At 36.8% G+C, this 20460-nt stretch carries 17 protein-coding genes, 1 tRNA gene and 1 pseudogene; 5 read left to right on the top strand and 14 right to left on the bottom strand.

What is annotated here, in order from left to right; genetic code table 11:
* Window positions 1-2 precede the first annotated feature (2 nt).
* The 3 genes from DDD_RS03185 to DDD_RS03175 are packed head-to-tail and all read right to left on the bottom strand — an operon-like array spanning window position 3 to window position 7373.
* Window positions 3-4262 carry a strawberry notch C-terminal domain-containing protein gene (locus DDD_RS03185; protein WP_015361299.1) on the bottom strand — a complete coding sequence of 1420 codons (4260 nt, stop codon included), beginning with the start codon at window positions 4260-4262 and terminating at the stop codon, window positions 3-5.
* Window positions 4255-4677, bottom strand: coding sequence for a hypothetical protein (locus tag DDD_RS03180; RefSeq protein ID WP_041566888.1), 423 nt, complete (start codon window positions 4675-4677; stop codon window positions 4255-4257). The genes DDD_RS03185 and DDD_RS03180 overlap by 8 nt, the downstream gene beginning before the upstream one ends.
* Window positions 4674-7373 carry an N-6 DNA methylase gene (locus DDD_RS03175; protein ID WP_015361297.1) on the bottom strand — a complete coding sequence of 900 codons (2700 nt, stop codon included), beginning with the start codon at window positions 7371-7373 and terminating at the stop codon, window positions 4674-4676. The genes DDD_RS03180 and DDD_RS03175 overlap by 4 nt, the downstream gene beginning before the upstream one ends.
* A 309-nt stretch (window positions 7374-7682) precedes the next feature.
* Here DDD_RS03175 and DDD_RS18315 point away from each other — a divergent pair, with 309 nt between their 5' ends.
* Window positions 7683-7814: a hypothetical protein gene (locus DDD_RS18315; protein ID WP_015361296.1), complete on the top strand. Its 132-nt coding sequence runs from the start codon at window positions 7683-7685 to the stop codon at window positions 7812-7814.
* 21 nt (window positions 7815-7835) lie between these two features.
* Here DDD_RS18315 and DDD_RS03170 read toward each other — a convergent pair whose 3' ends face one another.
* The 6 genes from DDD_RS03170 to DDD_RS03150 are packed head-to-tail and all read right to left on the bottom strand — an operon-like array spanning window position 7836 to window position 11476.
* On the bottom strand, window positions 7836-9002 hold the full coding sequence (locus tag DDD_RS03170; RefSeq protein WP_015361295.1) for a glycosyltransferase: 1167 nt from the start codon (window positions 9000-9002) through the stop codon (window positions 7836-7838).
* Window position 9003: 1 nt separating this feature from the next.
* Complete coding sequence (locus tag DDD_RS03165) at window positions 9004-9285, bottom strand: hypothetical protein (RefSeq protein ID WP_041566887.1); 282 nt, start codon at window positions 9283-9285, stop codon at window positions 9004-9006.
* A complete protein-coding gene (locus tag DDD_RS03160; RefSeq protein ID WP_015361293.1) occupies window positions 9285-9773 on the bottom strand; it encodes a hypothetical protein in 489 nt (162 codons plus the stop codon). The genes DDD_RS03165 and DDD_RS03160 overlap by 1 nt, the downstream gene beginning before the upstream one ends.
* A gap of 3 nt (window positions 9774-9776) precedes the next feature.
* A complete protein-coding gene (locus tag DDD_RS03155) occupies window positions 9777-11033 on the bottom strand; it encodes a winged helix-turn-helix domain-containing protein (RefSeq protein ID WP_015361292.1) in 1257 nt (418 codons plus the stop codon).
* A complete protein-coding gene (locus DDD_RS17915) occupies window positions 11020-11181 on the bottom strand; it encodes a hypothetical protein (RefSeq protein ID WP_015361291.1) in 162 nt (53 codons plus the stop codon). The genes DDD_RS03155 and DDD_RS17915 overlap by 14 nt, the downstream gene beginning before the upstream one ends.
* A 16-nt stretch (window positions 11182-11197) precedes the next feature.
* Window positions 11198-11476, bottom strand: a complete 279-nt coding sequence (locus DDD_RS03150) for a hypothetical protein (protein ID WP_041566886.1) — start codon at window positions 11474-11476, stop codon at window positions 11198-11200.
* Window positions 11477-11637: 161 nt separating this feature from the next.
* Between DDD_RS03150 and DDD_RS03145 the strand changes: the two genes are divergently transcribed.
* The 4 genes and pseudogenes from DDD_RS03145 to DDD_RS18215 form a co-directional block, all read left to right on the top strand.
* The gene (locus tag DDD_RS03145; RefSeq protein ID WP_015361290.1) at window positions 11638-12405 is read left to right on the top strand and encodes a hypothetical protein; all 768 of its coding nucleotides are present in this window, start codon (window positions 11638-11640) and stop codon (window positions 12403-12405) included.
* 56 nt (window positions 12406-12461) lie between these two features.
* The gene (locus tag DDD_RS18220) at window positions 12462-13208 is read left to right on the top strand and encodes a DNA-directed RNA polymerase subunit beta (RefSeq protein WP_015361289.1); all 747 of its coding nucleotides are present in this window, start codon (window positions 12462-12464) and stop codon (window positions 13206-13208) included.
* 180 nt (window positions 13209-13388) lie between these two features.
* Complete coding sequence (locus DDD_RS03135) at window positions 13389-13574, top strand: hypothetical protein (protein WP_041566884.1); 186 nt, start codon at window positions 13389-13391, stop codon at window positions 13572-13574.
* Window positions 13544-14407 (top strand): annotated as a pseudogene (locus DDD_RS18215) (recombinase family protein); the annotation flags it as partial. The gene DDD_RS03135 and the pseudogene DDD_RS18215, both read left to right, overlap by 31 nt.
* A 736-nt stretch (window positions 14408-15143) precedes the next feature.
* On the opposite strand, the gene DDD_RS03130 reads toward DDD_RS18215, so the two are convergent.
* From DDD_RS03130 to DDD_RS03110, 5 genes are all read right to left on the bottom strand, one after another.
* Window positions 15144-15217: transfer RNA gene (locus DDD_RS03130), tRNA-Arg, on the bottom strand.
* A gap of 195 nt (window positions 15218-15412) precedes the next feature.
* Complete coding sequence (locus tag DDD_RS03125) at window positions 15413-16246, bottom strand: universal stress protein (RefSeq protein ID WP_015361286.1); 834 nt, start codon at window positions 16244-16246, stop codon at window positions 15413-15415.
* A 106-nt stretch (window positions 16247-16352) separates the two neighbouring features.
* Window positions 16353-16778 (bottom strand): hypothetical protein, encoded by a 426-nt coding sequence (locus DDD_RS03120; protein WP_015361285.1) that lies wholly within the window; start codon window positions 16776-16778, stop codon window positions 16353-16355.
* 31 nt (window positions 16779-16809) lie between these two features.
* Window positions 16810-17271 (bottom strand): hypothetical protein, encoded by a 462-nt coding sequence (locus DDD_RS03115; protein WP_015361284.1) that lies wholly within the window; start codon window positions 17269-17271, stop codon window positions 16810-16812.
* A 5-nt stretch (window positions 17272-17276) separates the two neighbouring features.
* A complete protein-coding gene (locus tag DDD_RS03110) occupies window positions 17277-20459 on the bottom strand; it encodes a COR domain-containing protein (RefSeq protein ID WP_015361283.1) in 3183 nt (1060 codons plus the stop codon).
* Between the last annotated feature and the right edge of the window lies 1 nt (window position 20460).

The following is a 20460-nucleotide window of genomic DNA, read 5'->3' as shown; positions in this document are numbered from 1 at the left end:
CATTAGATTTTTACGATTTGCAGTTGATTTAAAATTTCATCAATGGCGGAAATTTGTGCGATCGTATCTTCATAAAAAATGCGACCGAGATCCTGTGCCGTGTAGTCGCCAAAAACAAATTCGGCATTACCATCTTCGTGCGGATGGTTCAAAATGAAATATCCCAAACTCTCAATAGCATCGTGTAGCGTTAGCCTTTTTACATCACTAATGATGTTATTAAAATCATCTTTCAAGCCTGATGCGAGCGTTTCAGTTTTCCAAAGTTGATACGGTTCTTCGACATTTTTAAAGACAGGAATTAATGAGTAATTGAACTTTTCCTTATCTGAAAGTGTTCTATTGTAAATAACCAAACCATACTCATATTGCGAGTTCGGCTCCTCATAACTTACAAAGCCGGTTGTAGGATTACTTCCTTGACCATACGTACGTCCCAATCGAAATTTATAGCTGCCAGAAGTGGATTTTGTCTTCGATTTCCAGTCGGCTTCATTTTCAATTTCCCAATCTTCAAGTTCGCGAGCGTGTCCCAAAAACTGAACACCAAACGCATCCAAACGGTTCAGAAACATCTGCAACTTTTCTATATGTAGCGCAGCCGTCATATCGCCAGCATTCTGAACAAAATCGGGTAGCTCATCATTTGATTGTCCTTCAGCACGTTTTAAAAACGAACGTAACTTTTCATCAATAATAGCTGAGTACAAATCCTTTTTATCCAAGTACAACTGAAAATAATTTTCACTAATTCGCTTTACGCGAAAGTTGAGCTTGTGGTCTGCAAAGAAGTCATCTATTTCAAGTTTCCGAATGATATTGAATGCTTCCGAAACAGGCAGTACTGCTGAATTTGCTTCACCATCCTTACCAAAATCACGATGCAGTAATATGCCATTTTTGATCGTTCCTTCTTTAGTGTTGTACTTAATGAGCTTGTTCTGAGTTCCAATCTGGTTGGATGCCCCTACAATGTTTTCGGTAAGGATGTGACGTCGTTCCCTTTTGGAAGATGCTTTTTTAATCAACTCATTCCATTCCAGATTGACCATTTGTACATCTGCTTCGGAAATGTCACGACTTTCCGTGAAGATCTGTGAGATAAAGCTTTGTTCTGCTGGTTGCAGACTGTAGGTCAAAATCTTTCGTGAATCTGTGACTCCAAATTTCAAACTGATGTTACTCAGCGTATATGGGTTCTTTCCAGACTTACCAATACTCACTCCCAAGAAGATTCCCCAAGACGGATTGATGGTTGTCCCAATAAACGGAACGCGCACCACATCGCCGATGTTCCACATTGTGATATACCTTACGATAGAACGCTTCGTATTCTCCAAGCCTGCCACATAAGTGGCAAGCTGAGATGTTTTTGCGTGAATAATTTCTTCCAACTTTGTCCAGTCAGACTGAATACGCTCATTTTCCTTTTCAGAATCGCCACTACCACGCTGCGGTAAATCGTCGCGATCTTCTTTCAGTCTATTTATGACATCAAGCCTTTTCGCTTTTCGCTCTTCAATAAGCAATGGATATTTCTCATTGATGGCATCTACCATTTTCATTTGCACTTGAACTGGTTTCTGTCCTTCAAGTGCGTCAGTAATTCGCTTATCGATGTCCTGTTTGGTAAACGGTCGCTTTAGATTATTGACGATAGTAATATCGCGTACCGTGTCTTTTCCAAATGGCGTAGCGCCACCTTGACCTTTCTGAAACAAAAAGCGCTTTTTAGTTTCGGCATCGAGCGGCAGGAACTCCGTTTCCAAATCATAAGTTCCTTGCTGTTTTTCAAGTTTGATCTGATGGTCGTAGCGTTCCAGAAGATCATCATAAAGAGCATCTTGTTCTTCAACTTTTAGCAATCCAGCTCTACCTGTCAGCTGGCGTACGGCTCCATCCTTAAAACCATTGCGCTCGTAGCGTATGTAGCCGTTTTTATCAGTTTTCTTTTGGTAGGTAGGATATCCCAATTGCTCCATCATTTCCTGATTCTCATCTACCCAATTCCACGCAGCGATGTCTCCATACTTATTCAAGAAATCGGCACTCTTTAAAGTCTCATCATTGGTTTTCTGTGAGCCTGTGGTATTGGCATCCAGCGATTTTAATTTCGCCTTGAGCATAGTCATCAATCTTTTTTCCGTAGGAATATCACTCGTAATGTAATAGTATTCTGGTAAAACTACTTGACCAGTACGATTGATACGACCACGCTTTTGAACTTCAGTATTAATATCCAACTCAAATTGATGCACAATCATCGCTCGCTGGCGCTGATCCTTAAAATCTTTACTTGCGTGTGCTGATGATCCGGTAGAACCACTTTGATTAATCAGCAGCACATCATAATCGCCACCATTGAACATTCTAAAAGAACGCTCCGTATTACTGCGGAAGGATTGTACCACTGCTTCGTCGCCTTCCATCGCAATGCGCTGATTACGACCTGTGACTTCGGCAACCTTAAAATACAAATCGGTATGGCCACCAAGATGTTTTGGTTTTTTCTTTTTCTCAATGAAGTGAATCAACTCATCAATAGGCGAGATAGAAAGTCCTGAACTCTCAAGAACCATTCGGCTTTTAATGTCTTTGTATTTCTCGATACCTTTTTGTGACAGCTCTTCCAATTCTATACGCTCACGTGTTTTTGAGCCATCAATAGCGGTATAACTATAATTGAAAATTCCATCCAAACCACGAACCAACGTTCTCACAAAATCCATCTGCTCCTTGGGAATCACATCGCCACTTACCAAGTTCATTTCTTTTAAAAATGCACCCATTGTAGATTTAAAAGCGATCACGACTTTCTTATCTTCCTTCAGTAATTTAATGGTATGATCTACCACATCTTTTACTTTCAATGCAAAAAGCATTTGGTCAACGATATTGAATACTCTGGAAAAGTATGGCGATTGTTTTACGCCCAGACTTCTAGGTTTGGAAGACATATGTTCGCCCTGCGCTTTCGCGGAAGCGTGAATATCTGCCAAAATAGGCGCGACAAATTCCTGTTCAAACTGAACGACTTCATTCATCAAGGAAATGATACTATTTACACTCGCACGGCTGATGCTGCGCTGTGGTTCTGCATCGAGCGTGATATAATCTACTTTGATACCTTCATTTGATCTTTGCCTACGAATGAGCTGACCACTTTCAGAAAGGTTGGACGCCACAATTTCCTGAAGCGCCAGTCCACCGCTGGTCATAGAACGTACAAAACTTGCATCGGTCAATCCAGTTTCGGCAATAGCAGTTTTCTTTGCATAAAATGGCATTACTTCGGGATATTTGGCAAACGTCGCACTCAAAAAGCAGCAAGCTTTCGTCTGTGGTAATACGTTGCGCATCCACGTCCCAATGATGCTATCAAAACCACCTGCCATATGCGACTCATCGAGAATGAAGATGACCTTCTTATATTTTTTGCTGCCTTCCAAACCATTATTGACCATACTTTCTAGCCACAATCTTTTATAAGGATGTGCGGACTGCACTTGAGAATAAGTGCAAAAAATCATATCGTAACCTACAGGCAAATGGTCTAAGGTTTCCGTAATAGTGATGAAAGGCACCTTGTCTGGATCTGGTAAATTCTTACCGATTTTCTTGTGCCACTCAATAGACTCGATGCTTTCTGTGGGGAATTCCTTTTCGGTAGTAATCAGCTCATATTGTGCCTTGCTGCTCATCGGTGTAAACACTACATTTCCTTGAGCATCTTTTACCTTTGAATCTGTATCGGTGTTGACTATAAATGGTCTGATATTGTCAAAACCAATCGCTTTGAGATCGCGGTACATATCTGTAAAAAGGTCTGGCTTTTTTGTAAAGAAAACGGGAAGAAAGCCCTGCATAACTGCGTGTCGTATCACCGCCGCTGCTTGCCTGCCTTTCCCAATTCCCGTTTGATCTGCTATAATAATGCCTTGCTCGTTCTCAAACTGCTTGAGATATAAGCCTACGGCATCCACCTGTTCTGCGCCGAGACCTTTCCACATCTCTTTGGTAGATTCATACTTGAGCTGGTTACGCACATAATTATCAATGTTGCCTTTGTCCTTTACAATTCGGTTCAATGATTTTTGAACTTCAAAAGCCATATTACGCGGGATTTGCGTATTCATTTTGTAAGGTGCTTGCGACTTGGACGCATAAGGTACTAATGCCGCTTCCTGAGTGGCAAGTTTTGCTACTTCATCTGCGTTCTGGCTGTATTCAGCTTCCTTTATATCGAGTTCTTCGTTATTCATTTTTGAAAAGTGCTAATGCTTCCAAGTAGCTCCGAAGCGTGGTTTCTGAATATAATTGCACGGCATCTTCCTTATCCATTCCGCCATACATTAATGAGTCCGTGGGCAGGCTGTCATCCATTTTATCCCAACTTTCTTTGAGCGTCCAGAGCGCGGTCTGCATCTTATCGGTTTCTAATAAAAAGCTCGCAATTTCTTCAGTACTCGTTCCATCATTATAGATGACTTCCAAGTATTCTTCAATGAGCGCAATAGGATCTTCGCCTAATTCCTTTGCCTGCTCAATGAGTTCGTGTAGCTGGATGAATATGCCTGCTTCGTGATCTTCAAACCTTTTAAATTTTGAAGGATTTGAAACCACAAACAGTCGCGCCTTGACATCGCCAGACATTAATTGGTTGTTATAAAATATCATTGTATTCGTGCTTTTTTGAGTTGAGAGATGAGTGTGTTTAAATTGGGTTTGATGTGTGATTTGACACGTTTCCAGAGGTCAAAAAAAGTTTCAACCATTGTATCCAGTTCGGGCGCTTTGGTCTGATCTGGCGCCACACCAGATGGTTTTGATTTACGACCACCTACTAGAATGAGCATCGTCTTAGTCACAGCGCCTTGCTTATTGTAGAGCTTGTAGCTGTTCATATTGATAATATCGTCCACGTGATAATGACGGTACAACCAGTTAAAAAATGGACGGTATTTTGCAAACAACCCATCTTCGCCGTAATACACGTGACCCATAATGATAATTGCCGCTTTGCCATCATCTTTCATCGTGTGCAACGCCAGTCCAGCCATTAAATGTTCTAATCGGATATGGTTTGCAATACCACGCTGTTTATTGAAATATTTGTTTGCAATACGCTGCTTATCAAATTTGGACGCTTCCCATCGTGCAAATGGCGGATTGGTCACCACCACATCGTGCACTTTATTCATTACTTCTGGAAAAGGTTCAGCGGCATTGTTGTTTGTAATACGTCCAAAACCCTGATACTCGAGCGACTTTTTTCGACTGTTATCTATTTCATTGACGTGCGTAATTCTTGGATTTGCGCCTACGAGTAATAATCCATTGCCAGCACTTGGCTCAAAGATGAATTCTGCATCCTTCATTTGGGTGTATTCTGCAACGATGGCACCTATGGGACAAGGCGTTGAGTATTGCTTATACAATTCCTTGCTGCTATCTGAATAGGCATATGTTGGCTGCACTTGACTCCAGAAAAAATCCATTTTACGTAAGCGACTTTCAAAAGGGATTGGTTCTTTGTAGAGCATTTTGTACCATAACAACCAACTCAATTCCACCGCTTCCCAGAGTGCACCTAAATTGGGTGCGCCGGTTTCTTTTTTTAATGCTTCGACTTTCTTTTTTGATAGGCGTTCCGCTTTCGCGAAAGCGGTATGCATCACAGCAACCACACGATCTATATAATCGTTTTTAGTAGTTGACTTTTGGGTCTTTTGCTTTTTGGGAAGTGATTTTGGTTTGCTTTCTGGTTTTTGCTGTCCATCCAAATAATCCTGAATATTGGCTTTAGAACGCTCCAAACGATTCATCTGCCACTGCATCTCGTTGAAAGCTTCTTTGGATTTCTTATCCGTTTTGGGTTTACCAGTTTTAGGGTTTACATAGTCCAGATGATCTTCTACCAATTGCAGTAACATCGCATCGATAATCTCGATTCCTTTCTGGGGATCTGCGATGGGACGTGAATGCTCCACCACAGACCACCACTTATGGCTGTTATTCTCGATGTCGATTTCAGCACCCAATGACGATACGCTTTTATAGCCTGCGTGAATGTTCACATAAGGATAATTGAGATCAGTAGGATAACCGATGGTTGCAAATGCTTCTGGACCACGATTTTCCCATTCCTGCAACAGCGTTGAGCGATTAACAGCAATACCATAATCGTTAGGATGCGGCATCTGTGACAATTGAAAAAGCTCCAAACCAGAAACTTGTTTCAGATTCTCATCATTTACCGTATAAAGTTGGGGGAACTTAAATTTTAAAAAGTTACCATCGCCTATGGTCAAACTGCCAGACTGGAAAGGCTCGCCTGCGTGAACAGGAACAAGCACATTGGGAACTATGTGATCGCGATTAAAAATATCTTTAGCAATAGACCGAGCTTCAGTTTCAACTTCTTTTAAGGGAATAAGCTCCAGACTCAAAGATCGATTCAACCGGTTCACTTGCATTAATGCCATCGCTCGATCTTTAATAGACAGATCGTAAACCCAATCTTTAAAATTTTGAAGTGCTTTTAAGAGATGATTCTTAAAATGGATTTCGCTCCATTGATCGGCAGCATCTTCCAGATCCATTACGGTGGTGGCGATAATGGTTTCAGGTTCGACGTCCAGCTCTTCGGTTTGCTCATTCAGTTTCTCAATGACTTCCTTTAAAACTGATCTTGTGGAAAGATTACGTTCTGCATCTGTTTTATAACCAGAATCATCTTCTGGTTCCTTAACGACTTTCTTTTTTTCTTCAGCTCCTTCTTTAGGGACTTTCTCAATTTCAGTATCTCCTTCCTTAACGACTAGCGCATCATTTTCAGTCACTTCCTTAACGACTTCGTTTTGGGTAGGCAAGCTTTCTAAAGCGACCATACCGTCAATCACTTTCCCATCTCTAAACAGGACGCGTGACTTTCTCTTGTAGTTGCGAGGATGTACTTCTATATGTTTGAGTGTATCGCCATACTTGCGCATTGCAAAACGACTCGCTATCTCGTGAGCGACTTTCTTGTAAGAATCAAAAACGACATAGTTTTCCTGTTCTGCTTTTTCCTGCCCCTTAAGGAAGATCGTTACATAGGTAAATTGCCCTTTGTCAATGTTTTCTAAGGACGACTCAAAAGATGGATGGATCAATACGTGTTTCCAATCGCCATCTTTTACAAATTCCTTTTCCAACTCTTCGACATAGCGACAGTATGCAGGATGATTGTCAACATACCATTTCATTGGGTCTGACAGTGTTTCCTTAAAACCAAGTTCCTTCAAATGAAATGCTAGTTCTTTAGGAAGGACTTCGCTAAAGTGAAGCTCGATGCCTTTTTTCTGTTTGTTGAATGTACTGGTTAATTGCATTTGCGTTCCCAAAATTTGCTAGTCGCTTAGGGACTAGTTTGTGGTGTGTATTGGGATAAATATAGATTTCGCTTTCGCGAAAGTGACGTAAGGGAAAGGGATTGCGGTACGTTACAGCATTTAGTTTTTTAGTCTAAAATCAAGAAACCCTAGCGGTGGCTAGGGTTGTGAATTTATGGATGGGATAAATAGAAAAAGAAGTTATCGGTACAATGGTCTTTTCTAAAAAAAATTCAAACTATGTTGAAAACTTAAATTTCTAACGAGCTTATAAATGATTAAATTAGTAAAGAATTTAAACTTAAAATTATGGGAATTAAACCAGGTCCAAAAAGAACTGCCAAATCAACGGGAAAACCAGACAGACGCCAACGAGATAATAAAAAGACTGGTGGAAATACGCCATCATTAAAACCACATAAGCACAAGAAAGGAGATTAGTTTATATAAATTATTTGATTTTTAAATAAACAAATCCTGAAACCTCTGAAGTTGCCTGCTCGTAAAATGCTGCTCCATCCAAATAGACTTCAGGGCATTCTTACCCATCTGATCGCGTAGCTTTTTATTAGAAACTAAACGTTGGATAGCGTTTACCCAGTCTTCAGCGCTTTCGGCAAGTAATCCTGTTTCTCCTTCCTTAAGGACTTGTTCCGCTGAATGAAATTTTGATGCAATTACTGGAATACCAAAAACAGCACCTTCCAATAGCTCAGTGTAAGGCGCACATTGAGAAAAGCGGTTCTTTTCAGAAAGTAAAAGAACCATATCCAGTGCCAAATCATTCAGTTTTTTAAAGTGATTTTCAAACGCCACAGGTTTATGATATTCTATTGCTAGTCCTTTAAGAACTAGCTCGCCATTACTATCTTTTCCATCCCAACCATAGCATACAAATTGAACTCCTTCTTTAAGGACTTCTTTAGTTTTTGCAACTAGTTCCTTAAGGATTAGCAAATCTTCAAGCTGACTTTTACTACCTATAATCCCAATCCTGATTGTTTCAGACTCATTACGTTTTAAAGGTGGTATCTCTTCATAACCAAGTCGTGACACCAAAGAGGGCAATTGCGCAACGTGCGTACTATGATTAGGAAAATTGTCAAGTAATATCTTTTTATAAAAACTAGCCAATGGTTTTGTAGCAGCTGTTACCACATCCATAGAAATCATATTTGACAATAATTGCTCTTTATCACGAGTGCTGATTTTGCGCGACAATGCGTGACTTTGAGGAATAGCCGTAAAATTTTGATCGACATCCATTACCAATTGAACATCTGGTCGCAATACACGAATTGCTTTTATAAAGAAATCAATATCTGAAAAGATAACTGGGAAGATCACATAATCTGCCCAGTATAGTAGTTTTTCATCAATCAGATTCTCATAATCTTCAAAGCGCTTATTGAAGTTAAAGGTTTCAATAGCAGTAATAATCGCGCAATGAGATGATGTCTTGTTAAGTTCCAAAGCAGGTGTTATTGCACGGTAATACCCTGTGGAATCTAAACAAGGCGAAACATACAACAAATGAATTTTATCATCGTCATCTTTATAATCAGGATATTTTCTGCTGAATAAGGTTTCGTTCTTAAGTCGTTTTTTCAGTTCTAAAATGGTTCTCATATCAGTTGGCTTCAGCGTTAATATTCATCTCGTTTCCTTCGTAGAATTTGGCGATGCGTTGACCTGTTGCTTTGTCATAAATCTCAATTGTGCCTGCGAGCGGACCGTATTCTTTTATTTTTTTGCGAAAGCGCGAAAGACCAGTTTCCCTACTTTTAGTTTTGGATAATTTATGACGCCAGTCGATAGAGTACATCGTGCGCACATTACCATCCTTGAACCAGACAATCATTTTAGTTTCTGAGTCTTGGCCAAGTTTCCAGCCTTTTTTCTTCTTTTCCATTATTTAAAGTATTTGATGAGTGATAAAAGTGAAATTTCTTTGATGTAGGTCTTATTGTGAAAAGCTTTAACTGTTACAACATCTTGTTTGACATTGAGCCAGATCTGAACATCTTGCTCACAGATTTGATTGGCCGTGGCAAACTCCTTGAGATACTTTTTGATACTGAAGGCAATTTTATTGCGAACATTGGGTAATACCGCGATACCTTCCTCTAAAAAGAAAAAGGCAAGTTCGTCAGTTGGTACAGACTTAATATGCTGATCCTGATCGTATAAATTTGAAATAACCTTGTGCTCTTCCTGACTTATACGTAAGTAGAGTCGCTCGCTGAGCACATTTTCCCAAGTGGCGATATTGCGCGTGTGGTTGATAATATTATGCGAGATCTTTTTCTCGTAGCCAAAAACATCAATAGATATCTCGGCAATCGCTCCCTTGAGTTTATTGGTCAGGGCAGCGTTTTTCTTTTTGAAAATGCGTTTCATTCGTTAAGTATTGGTGTATAAAAATCGTTGTGTAGATGGGTTGAGTACACTTGCGTGGAAGTGTTGCAAAAGCTCAGGTTGTCCCAGTTTGCCTATTCTCGTCTCACATTGCCTGAAAAGAGCCAACCTCGGTTTCTGTTTGGCAGTATCTTTTTTCTCATTGTTTAGAAATCTGCGTATTTGCGCAGCAACGATGAGTTTTAGTTGCACTTCAACCTGGCGTTTTTTGTGGTCTCGCCACCATTTTTTTGTGCCGGCAAAACCTGTTTTATTTTTAGGATCAAAATATTGATTTGGCAACTGCACGAAGCGACGCTCTGGGTCTTTGGCGAGATATTTCCGTACGAGTTCTATGCGATCTACATAGCATTGATGCACATTTGCTAGATGTTTATCGGCTACTGGATTATACCATTGCCAGAGTAACTCTTTACCAATTTTGATTTGTGATTCTGTGAGATAGGTGTCTTGGTAGAGCACATTTCGCGAAAGCGTCCAAAGCGCATTCACATAAACAGAAAGGGAAGCGGAACGAGCCGAATCTCGTGGCAAATTTTCGGCGCCAGTTTGATTTGTGGCTCGATTCCGCGCATTTTCCCCTGCATCTTTGGATTTTTTGGGGCATTTTTTCCCTGTGTATCCTGTAAAAGTGTTGCTAGAAGCGTTGCGTGACGTTGTTTCTTTTATGAGCGGTAGCGAATTCCTTTTATCTCCGAATAGCTTGGCTCGGCTTGAGTTATCAACGCCTATTATTAAATTATTTATGTAACCATTGTTACTAGAGTCTGTATGACGACAAGTTGTCGTATGTGTTTTTTTAAGATATTGATTGTGTGTAGGTTGTAAATTCCGTGAGTCTTGCTCATTTTTAGGCTTATCAACCTGTTTTAAACCGTTTGCTAACAAGATCTTTGGCTCGACCCAGAGGTCATATCCAGAATTGGTACCGTGCCATATTTTATTGATAATGATTCCTGCTTCTATAAGTCTTTTTAAGTGACGCTGTATAGTACGAGGACTGGCGTTGCCCATTTTAGCCAACTGTAGATTGTTGGTCTTTAGAGGCGGTAAATTTTGTGGATCAAGTTGTGTGACATTACTCGCTTTCAGTAGGGAAAGTCCGTAAATTTTAATGATATCCTTTGCAGTGGCGGCAATGGCCTGGCGTATGCGGTTGGAAAGTTGATCTGTATTCTGGTTGTGTTCTTTAATGTGATAATCCAATGCTTTAAAAGCGATGGAATAATTAACTATACTCATTTTTAGGACTGTTATGAAACAGCAAAGTGTGTGCTTTGTCTATCTCACTAGTCGGCTTGTGGTGCTTTTTTAGCATCTCTATTTCTTCCTTGATTTCTTTGATAAGGCTAAGGAAACCTTGGTCTGGGCTATCTTCTGCAAATTTCATCAGTATGAGATTTACATTATAACTTCATAGACGTTTGCGAGGGTAATGGGATGTTTTCAGTGAGAACTTTCCCCTTTTTACTATTACGCAATGTTTTCTCGTGTTTGGATTCTAATAGCGTAAGACAGGCTTCGTAAATAAGCTCTTCGCTAGATGGCCTAATCTCTTTTCGGTTAAAAAATTTTGAAACCGTTGGTCTTGATTTTCCCGATTCTTTAGCTACAAGGGCTATGGGGTTATCAAAATACTTGTGCATTTTTTTTGTAATGGCTTTAATTTCATCAGGTTGATACATTCTTATAAAGTTTATGTGATTCGATTAACAATTCAGTGTAAAAGTTTTGTAAATTTGGCAACAATTTAACGCCTATATTGTAATTATATCGCCAAATATATGTATAAACGATGCTTAATAAACAACAAAACTGAATAATAATTTTCAGTTTACTAGAACAAATGACAGATCAAAACGCTAAAGAAAAAGGAGAAGTAATTGATAATGAAATTAATACTATGAAGCAGAATGCAGATTACGACACCATAGATTTAAAATTTATAGATGCAATAGACGAAGTCTTGCAAAAAAATGACCAGCTAGGAATAAAACCGAGTAATGATAGTAGTCTAGGGAAACTTATTTACCCATCCAATAGAAGTATCATATCATCTGTACGAAGTAGAGCTAAACACATACCACACCTAGCTTTAATCAACTTTGCAAAAATGTTTGATGTTGATATGAATTACTTTTATTCAAACCGAACCTTGAACTACATTCCGAGAGTTCGTACCACAGATAATCGCATAGACAACTCAGTTAAGGATACAGGAGAAGGCTCTTTCGTGACACACGCTGGAAGCGGAACTATAAGAGATGTTAAGAATGTCGCAAAGGAAATTATAAACGATAACAGAACGACACATTCTAATCCATCGGCTGAAACCATCATAAATAATTTCATTCAAAAAATAGATGAACATTGCATTCCAGATTTCTATAGTATACTCAATGCAATAAGAGATGAGACTGGAGGCACCATAGAAGAGTTGAAATATCATTTAAAAAAGAAATCTAAAAAGCTGGACAAGCTTAATAAAAAGCATCACAAGGAATTAAAGGTCGTTAATTTAAAGCTTACTGAAGCTTGTGAACGTATGATCGAAGCGCAAGAAAATGAAAAGCAAACGATGATGAAATACATCACGTTACTTGAAAATAAATAAACGTCTTTGTTTCGTAACGTTTATAATGTTATGTTTGTATTCTCAAAACAATCAGCTTGAAAAAATCAAATACAGATTACTCTAAATTGTTACGACTTCTCAACGAGAAGGAATATGCAAATAAGTATATTATTAATGCCGAAAGGCGTATGATAACGCACTGGCAGGATATAGGTCTCTTTGAAGATCAACGCCACACTGATAGTGGATGGAAGAAATTTAGTCTCATAGATATTCTGTGGATGGGTATCATCATCGAATATCGCAATCTGGGATTTGCAAATGAGAGGATAAAGCCTGTTAGAAAATTTCTTTTTGAGAACACTACCATTGAAGGTAAAAGCATAAGCAAGTTAGAATATTCAGCTGTTCAAGTTCTCGCTTTCGCGAAAGCGTTATACCTAATAACAGATGTGGCAGGAAACATATATCTCGCAGACGATTATGAATATGTAAAGCTCTTGCAGGAAGGCGAAGTGACCAATCACATTGTGTTGAACTTAAATCAAGTGGTTAAGGAAAATATAGCTGTACTGTTTTCTGAACCCAACTTCAATGCTTTTGCAGGATTAAATAAAGACGAAATCCAAGTAATGCTCATACTGAGAAGTGAGTCTTATCAATCTGTCCAAGTGACCAAAAAGAATGGCGAGATCGATATGATTGAAGGAACAGAACGCATCAGTGAGAAAGATAGAATCATTGACATTCTAAAACAGCACGAATATCAAAATATCGAAATAAAACAAGCTAACGGTAAAGTGGTTTTGATAAGCCGTACCGTAAAACAGAAAGCAAAATAGAGTAACTATTTGCAAAACACACTCAATTTGTGATCCGAATAAACGGAAGCCAATTTGACGAGATAAATATGAAAACTTAAAAAGCATTGATTGACCTAAAATGAAATGAGCTTATAAAGCCATCCCACATCCCACCAACGCTATGACTATAAAATTAGCATACCGTACACGGATTTAACAATGCAATCAATAGATGTAAAAAAAGAGAGTAATAAGGAAATAACAAAAAATAAAATGTCTGTAGAGAGACTCAAATCATTTAAGGGGTTTGAGAATGTGAACGAAGATGAGGCAGATGAAATAATTAAAAATCTTGAGCAGTTTGCACTCATATTATGCAAACAAGTTCAGCAAAACGTAGCCTAATGAAAGATTTATCCATCTTTAATCAATTTGCCCGAAAAGACGAAAGCAAGTCTCTCAGACAAGCAGGAAATGCTGTTATTTATACAAGAGTATCTACTAAAGAACAAGCAGATAATAATGCTAGTTTAGATACGCAGTTAAAGTACTGTGAGCAACTTGCTCAAAAGAAAGGGCTTGATGTGGTAGAGTATTTTGGTGGGACTTATGAATCTGCTAAAAGTGATGAGCGTAAGCACTTTCAAAAGATGCTGAACTTCGTGAAACGGCGAAAGGACATTGGGTATATCATAGTGTATTCTTATGATAGGTTTTCACGAACTGGTGCTAACGGTGCATACATTAGTGACCAGCTGAAAAGACAAGGCATTGTTACCATATCTGCTACTCAAGAGGTAGATACTTCTACTAGTGCGGGATCTTTTCAACAGAACTTATATTATATGTTTTCTCAATTTGATAATGAATTGAGAAGAGATAAATCCGTTTCTGGAATGCAAGAAAAATTACGTAGAGGCGATTGGACTGGAGCGTGGCCATACGGCTATACAAATACAAATCCGGGAAAAGGAAAGAAACCTAACTTTGTAATTAATGAAAAAGGGAAACTTCTAAAAAAAGCATTTGAGTGGAAAGCGATGTCAAACACCTCACACGTTGAGATATCCAAAAAACTTAAGCGAAAAGGATTAGACCTTTCGGCAAAAAAGCTAAGTGATTACTTTAGAAATCCATTCTACTGCGGCTTGATGGTAAACAAATTAATACCAGGAGAAGTAATTCAAGGAAACCACGAACCAATGATTACTCGTGAAATGTTCCTCAAGATTCATAATCTTCTCAACTCAAGAGAAGAAGGCAGGAAGTACAACCTTGATGATGAAAATCTACCGTTGAAAATGTTCGTTAAATCAACAGAATGCGGCACACCTTACACAGGATATGTAGTTAAAAAGAAAGGTTTGTATTACTATAAAAACAGAAGATCTGGAAGTAGAGAAAACCGAAGCGCAAAAAAGCTTCACAATTCATTTATGGCTCTCTTAGAAAACTACACACTATCTGATGCAAAGTACATAGAACCTCTTAAAGAGATTATTGAGAAGACTTTCATCGATTTAAACAAAGAGCAGATAGATGAAGCAAAGGTATTGAATACTAAAGCTGCGGAGCTGGATGTTAAACTTGATAGGTTGGAAGAACGTTTCGTATTTGAAGAAATATCGAAGGTTCAATATGATAAATTCAAATCAAAACTTGAGTCCGAAAAGAACAAAATTACGGAGCTAGTTTCAAACTCAGGATTTAATAGTTCGAACCTTAAAAAATCAATTGATAAAGCTTTAAATTTCGCCCTGAATCTACCGTCATTGTGGCAATCAGGCAATATTGAAGTAAAGCGCTCACTTCAATTTATGCTGTTTCCAGAAGGAATAGGGTATGACTTCAAAAACGACCGACTTCGAACTTTTAGAGTGAATTCAATTTTTACTGCAATCGCCTCAATTTCAGATAAGTTAGAAGCAAATAAAAACGGGACTTTTCAAAATAATTTTGAAAAATCCCGTTTAGTGACTACGACAGGATTCAAACCTGTGACCGCTGGAGCCGAAATCCAGTGCTCTATTCAGCTGAGCTACGTAGCCGTTTACGATGCAAATATACTGCTAGTGCTCATAAAATTCCTGCGATCACTCGATTTATCTAATAAAAATAATCTTGTTTACAATCAACAAAATACAATCATACTTTGTTGTGTTTGGATTCTGATTTGCAAAACTATTTAATGATCGTCTCGATTATTGGCTCATTATCTTGCTTTCGCTAAAGCGTGCTTTAACTTACATCTTAACTGTCAAAACTGGCATCACCGCATGATTTGCAATATCTTCACTTATACTGCCTTTAAGTAAATGTGAGATTCCTGTGCGACCATGTGTAGGAATAGCAATGATATCGGCTGCTGCTAAAGATGCAAAATTCATTGCGCCTTGTTCTACAGAATAATCTGCATAGCGATTTACTGTCTTGATAGCGTTTACCACATCTGGATGCTTTACCTTTCTAAAGAATTCCAGTAAGATCTCGTCCATTTCACCGGTGCTTTTAAATTGATCACCTGGAAGATTTACATATAGAAACTCAATGCGTGCATTAAGCATGGTTGCAACTTCTATCATTCTATGATACGCTTTTACAGTTTCCACATTAAAATCGCTTACAAAAAGTATGCGTTCTGGAGCAAAATTGATCTCATTATCCTTAACGACAAGAACTGGTGTTTCAGAATGGCGCACCACTTTTTCTGTATTGCTACCTTTTATAATTTCTGTTAGACCTTTGCTACCGTTAGAACCCATTACAATGAGCACTGCTTTCATTTCCAAAGCAAGATCACTAATCTCTTTGAAATCGAGATGTTTTTTCAACAAAGGTTCTACAATGATCCCTTCTAGGTAGGGTTCCTTTATTAATTCCTCAAACTTTTGACCTATGACTTTGCTATAATAAATAGCTTGTTCAAAGCTGTTGTTCTTATCATTGAGCCCTTCTTCAAGTCCTGCCATGTGAATGAGGTTGATTTTTGCATTGATGCGTTTTGCAATAGTAGCTCCTACTTTTAAGGCTTTATGACTGGTCTTAGAAAAGTCGATGGGTATAAGTATGGATTTCATTTTATAAGTATTGGGTTATTTAACGGGCATAAAGTTATAACTGTTCCATATCACAAACGATGATATAAATCAGCTTTTCATATAACAATGAAGATATGGTTTGCCTTTATACATTAGAAACTACAGCATGATAATCCTTAAAAGAAAAATTACCAGAAAACAAAACTACCGATTTATTAACTACTTTTTCTGCATATTGATGTGAAAAACCTAATTCTAATGCATAATCATAGACTATTTTTCTTTGAAGATCGTCTTGTATTCCATCAGCATAAATGACCTGAAACATTTCAAAGAGTCTTCTTAAACTTTTATTAGTATCAGAAGAGCGCTCTACTGGATATTTTTTGGGATTGGCAATTAACATGTTATACTCTTTTTCAGTGATACCTAGTTTGATCGCAATGGGTCTTAAAAATGCTTTTTCGTCATCGTCTATGACACCATTAGATTGCGCCACGTAAACCAAGGAGGAGAAATGGGCAAATCGTTTGCTATGCTCTTTTGAAGCTACGGTGTTAAAGCTGTCCATGAGTAATAAGTTTTAATTATATCCTTTTAATTTACAGTCCCAGCAATGAGTAATCAAAATTACTCTGCGGTTTTTTTACTTTTTTCAATACCCATAAACCTTCGGCAGGTGGTATTTCTAGATCGAGATGAGATTCTATCTCGTTTTCCATATACCACAAACCATTCATGGCCTTTTTTTGAAAATTAATGGTTCCATTATAATTTATGGTAAAATCATGCTCGATTTCTTCTGTCGTAAAACCATCTTCTAGAATAACTGGATTTGTGGAATACTGAACTTCAAGCGAGATTAAAAAATCTTCTACATAACCATTTATAGCTACCGTTTTACCTGTTGAGAAAGGACCTTTTTCTTCAGTCAACGTCCCGATTATTTCAGAATCCTCAAAGGTTAGCTGTGCATTTATCTTCACTCGCTCACCAAAAAAAGGCAATTCAAATCCCAACCCATAAATAAAATAACCTTCCCAATAACCGCTTAGTTCTTGCATGGCATTTAGAATAATTTAGCTCTTAATTCTTTGATAATATCGGTCCAAAAAGCTGCTCTTTCCTCTTCAGTATTACTCTTTATACGGCCTAATAATTTCTCATTATTGTCTAGCGAGACTACTTTTCCTCGTTGGGCGGCTTGATATTTACCTAGTGAAGATGACTCCCAATCACATGCCTTAATAACTATTGGTACAATAATTTTGTTCTGTTTAATAGCCTTTTCTATTTCAATTTTATTTATATAATCCGTATTTAAAAACTTCACACTGATTAAACAAATCATGATATCACATTCGTCGATCTCTTTTTTAATACGATCATCCCATTTATCACCAAAATCAATTTGTCTACAATTGAAAGTAGCAAGTCCTTCGCTTTTTAAGGTAACTAAATGATCTTCCATGTCTTGTAAATAATTCTCATCATATTTGGAATATGAAATGAAAATTCTCGTCATTTTTTTCTTCTCATCGTACATTTGATTACTTTTTATTTTTAAGCTTTTGTCTAATCCAACACTGTGTAAAAGTTCAGATATTAAGAATTGTTCGCCACTTTCATTACAAGTTACTGCTACATTTTTGCGTGAATAAAACCAGTCAACTAATTTTTCATATTTAAAAATAGTTGGGTCATTCATTTCTTCACAACGTCTACAAATGCAAGGAACTAATATTTCATTTTCAACTCCTCGATACTCACTAACTACTTGCTTGACAGCATCTATAATTATCATCATAAAGCCTCGATCATTTGGACCTATGCTTTTAACTATAATTTCGCGATTGTAAAAATCCTCATAAATATGCGCAGAAGTTTTATCATCTTCATACAAAAGATTGACGGCATCATTCCAAACAGAATTTTCATTTTCAATATATCTACTTAATTCTGCACTTACTTGATTTAAAATACCTTTTGGCATAAACTTAAATTTAAAAATCACATTCAAATATGGTTTAGGTATTTTCCATTTATTCTCTGGCGGCATTGAATCCATTCTTGCCGGCATTAAGTACTCAGAGGAACTATGTTTTTTAGGAAATGCTATTTTAAAGCTTTCCAACATTTTTTTTAATACGAATTCTTTATTTATGTAATCTTCATTGGACCAAAGTCGAGAAAAATCCTTATTGAGTATAATTCCTTTGCGTTTTTGTATTTCCTCGTCGTCAATTATCAGATAAACTGCATTCATTGCCCATTGAGGCTCTAGTACAACCCAGTTTTTTAAAGTTTCATTTTTTGAATACCAAATCAGTACGCCAATGCTATGGAGAAAATTACAGCAATCTACAACGTCTTTATTATTTTCAAAACTATTTTTATTTATAGATTTACATATTATCGAAAATCTATCAAATGTTATACAAGAACTTTGTTTAGACTCTGTTTTTAGTTTGTTTCTGATGGCAGACCAAGTTTTGGGAACTCTTTTACCATAATGATTCAAGTTTATTATTTGATCAATAATAATACGTTTTAACTTTAAAAGACCTTTGTTATTATTTGGTAGATTTAGTTCATAATACGGCTTAATTTGCGTTTTTATTATATTAAAATTTTCGTTACTAGTAAATGCTCCCAGATCGTTCCAGTTTTTTCCGTTTCCATCATGACATGTCTGAGCCAAAATAATAGGGCTATTTCCTCCAAATTGATATATAGTTGGAATCCAATACTCAAAATTATGTTGTTGTTGCCTTGTGGACGCCAATAAAATGAATAACGAATTTTCAGTTATGAAAAATCTATGAACTGGGTAATAAACATCTTGCCCTCCAAAGTCCCAAATATGCGCTTTGTGTTTGACATTTTTTACCTCTTTGAAAGTCCAATCTCTTATTTCTATTCCTCTAGTTCTCTTATCTTTTCTCGGAAGACTTGAATGTTCATTTATAAGTCTTCTTTTTAAAGAGGTTTTTCCAGCACCACCTTCACCTACCAGAGTTAATTTCACTTCATAAATAACTTCCGCACCTTCACTATCAATTTTTTTAAAATATCTGATTATTGAATCTTTACCTAGGCGGATTATTTCTATTGGAATATTATTAAAAGAATTTTCATAAACATTAGTGGTTTTTTCCCCAAAGCTATAATCTTTCCAAGTAATTTCTGTCTGTGTCTCTAAGATCCACCTAGGGAATTCAGTTAGTAGATTTCTTGAAATGTCAAATTTTTGTAACGTCAATATACATTTTAATTTTTCAATCTTTTTAATCTTATTATTTGCCAGATTTAATCTTTCAATTATTTCTAAATCTTTTAAGGGTTCTATATCTGATATTGCATTGTCCTGTAAATCAATTCTTTTTAACTTTTTAAGATTGGTTAGAAATTCTATGTTTTTTAGATTGCATTTCCCACAACTAATAGAATTTAAGTTATTCAATTTGGAAATTGGAGTGAAGTCTGAAATATTAAAATTTTCGATTAACCATAAAGACTCCAGTTTATTTAGATATTTTAAAAAAGAAATATCTTCTATATTATTTCCACCTATATTCAAATATTTCAACTTATTTAAATTAATTAGGCGCTCATAAGGTATTTCTTTTAAATTATTCCCTCTTAAACTCAAAGATATTAGTTGATCTAAATTTTCAATTGAAGGTATATCCATCAAATTGCAATTAGAAATTTCTAAAAATTTTAAATCTTTAAAATTGCTTAAAAAGGTAAAATCTATCGTATTACAAAATGAGACTTCTAAAGATTTTAAAGTTTCCAAGGAAAATTGTTCGTCGTATAGGATAGTATTTATTCCGCTCAACTCTAAGGATATTAATTTTTCACATCCGATAAAATCACTGAGATTTATAAATTCAATATCATAAAAGTAAAGTTGTTTTAAATTAGTGAAATTCCGAAAATCCAATTGATTTAATATTTTCGTGCTATTAAATCTTAATGTTTCAATATTTGTGAGTTGACTTATAAGGTCAAGACTTGAAATTGCCTCTAATGAATCGAAATACAAATCTTTCAATGAAGGAGACCTTTTTAATATTTCACATAAGATAGAAAGCTGTGAAATCTTAACTTGTGAAACACAAAGATGAGTAAGGTTATTATGATCATCTGTGACGTAAGTATTGTCCCATAAATCATTTTCACTTTCATTTTCTAGTTTCTCTAGTTCGATCCCTAAGTAACTTTCTACTTCTTTTACAATTATCATT

This window comes from Nonlabens dokdonensis DSW-6, from assembly GCF_000332115.1.
Classification (GTDB): Bacteria; Bacteroidota; Bacteroidia; order Flavobacteriales; family Flavobacteriaceae; genus Nonlabens; species Nonlabens dokdonensis.
This window is presented reverse-complemented; position numbering and strand designations above follow the sequence as displayed.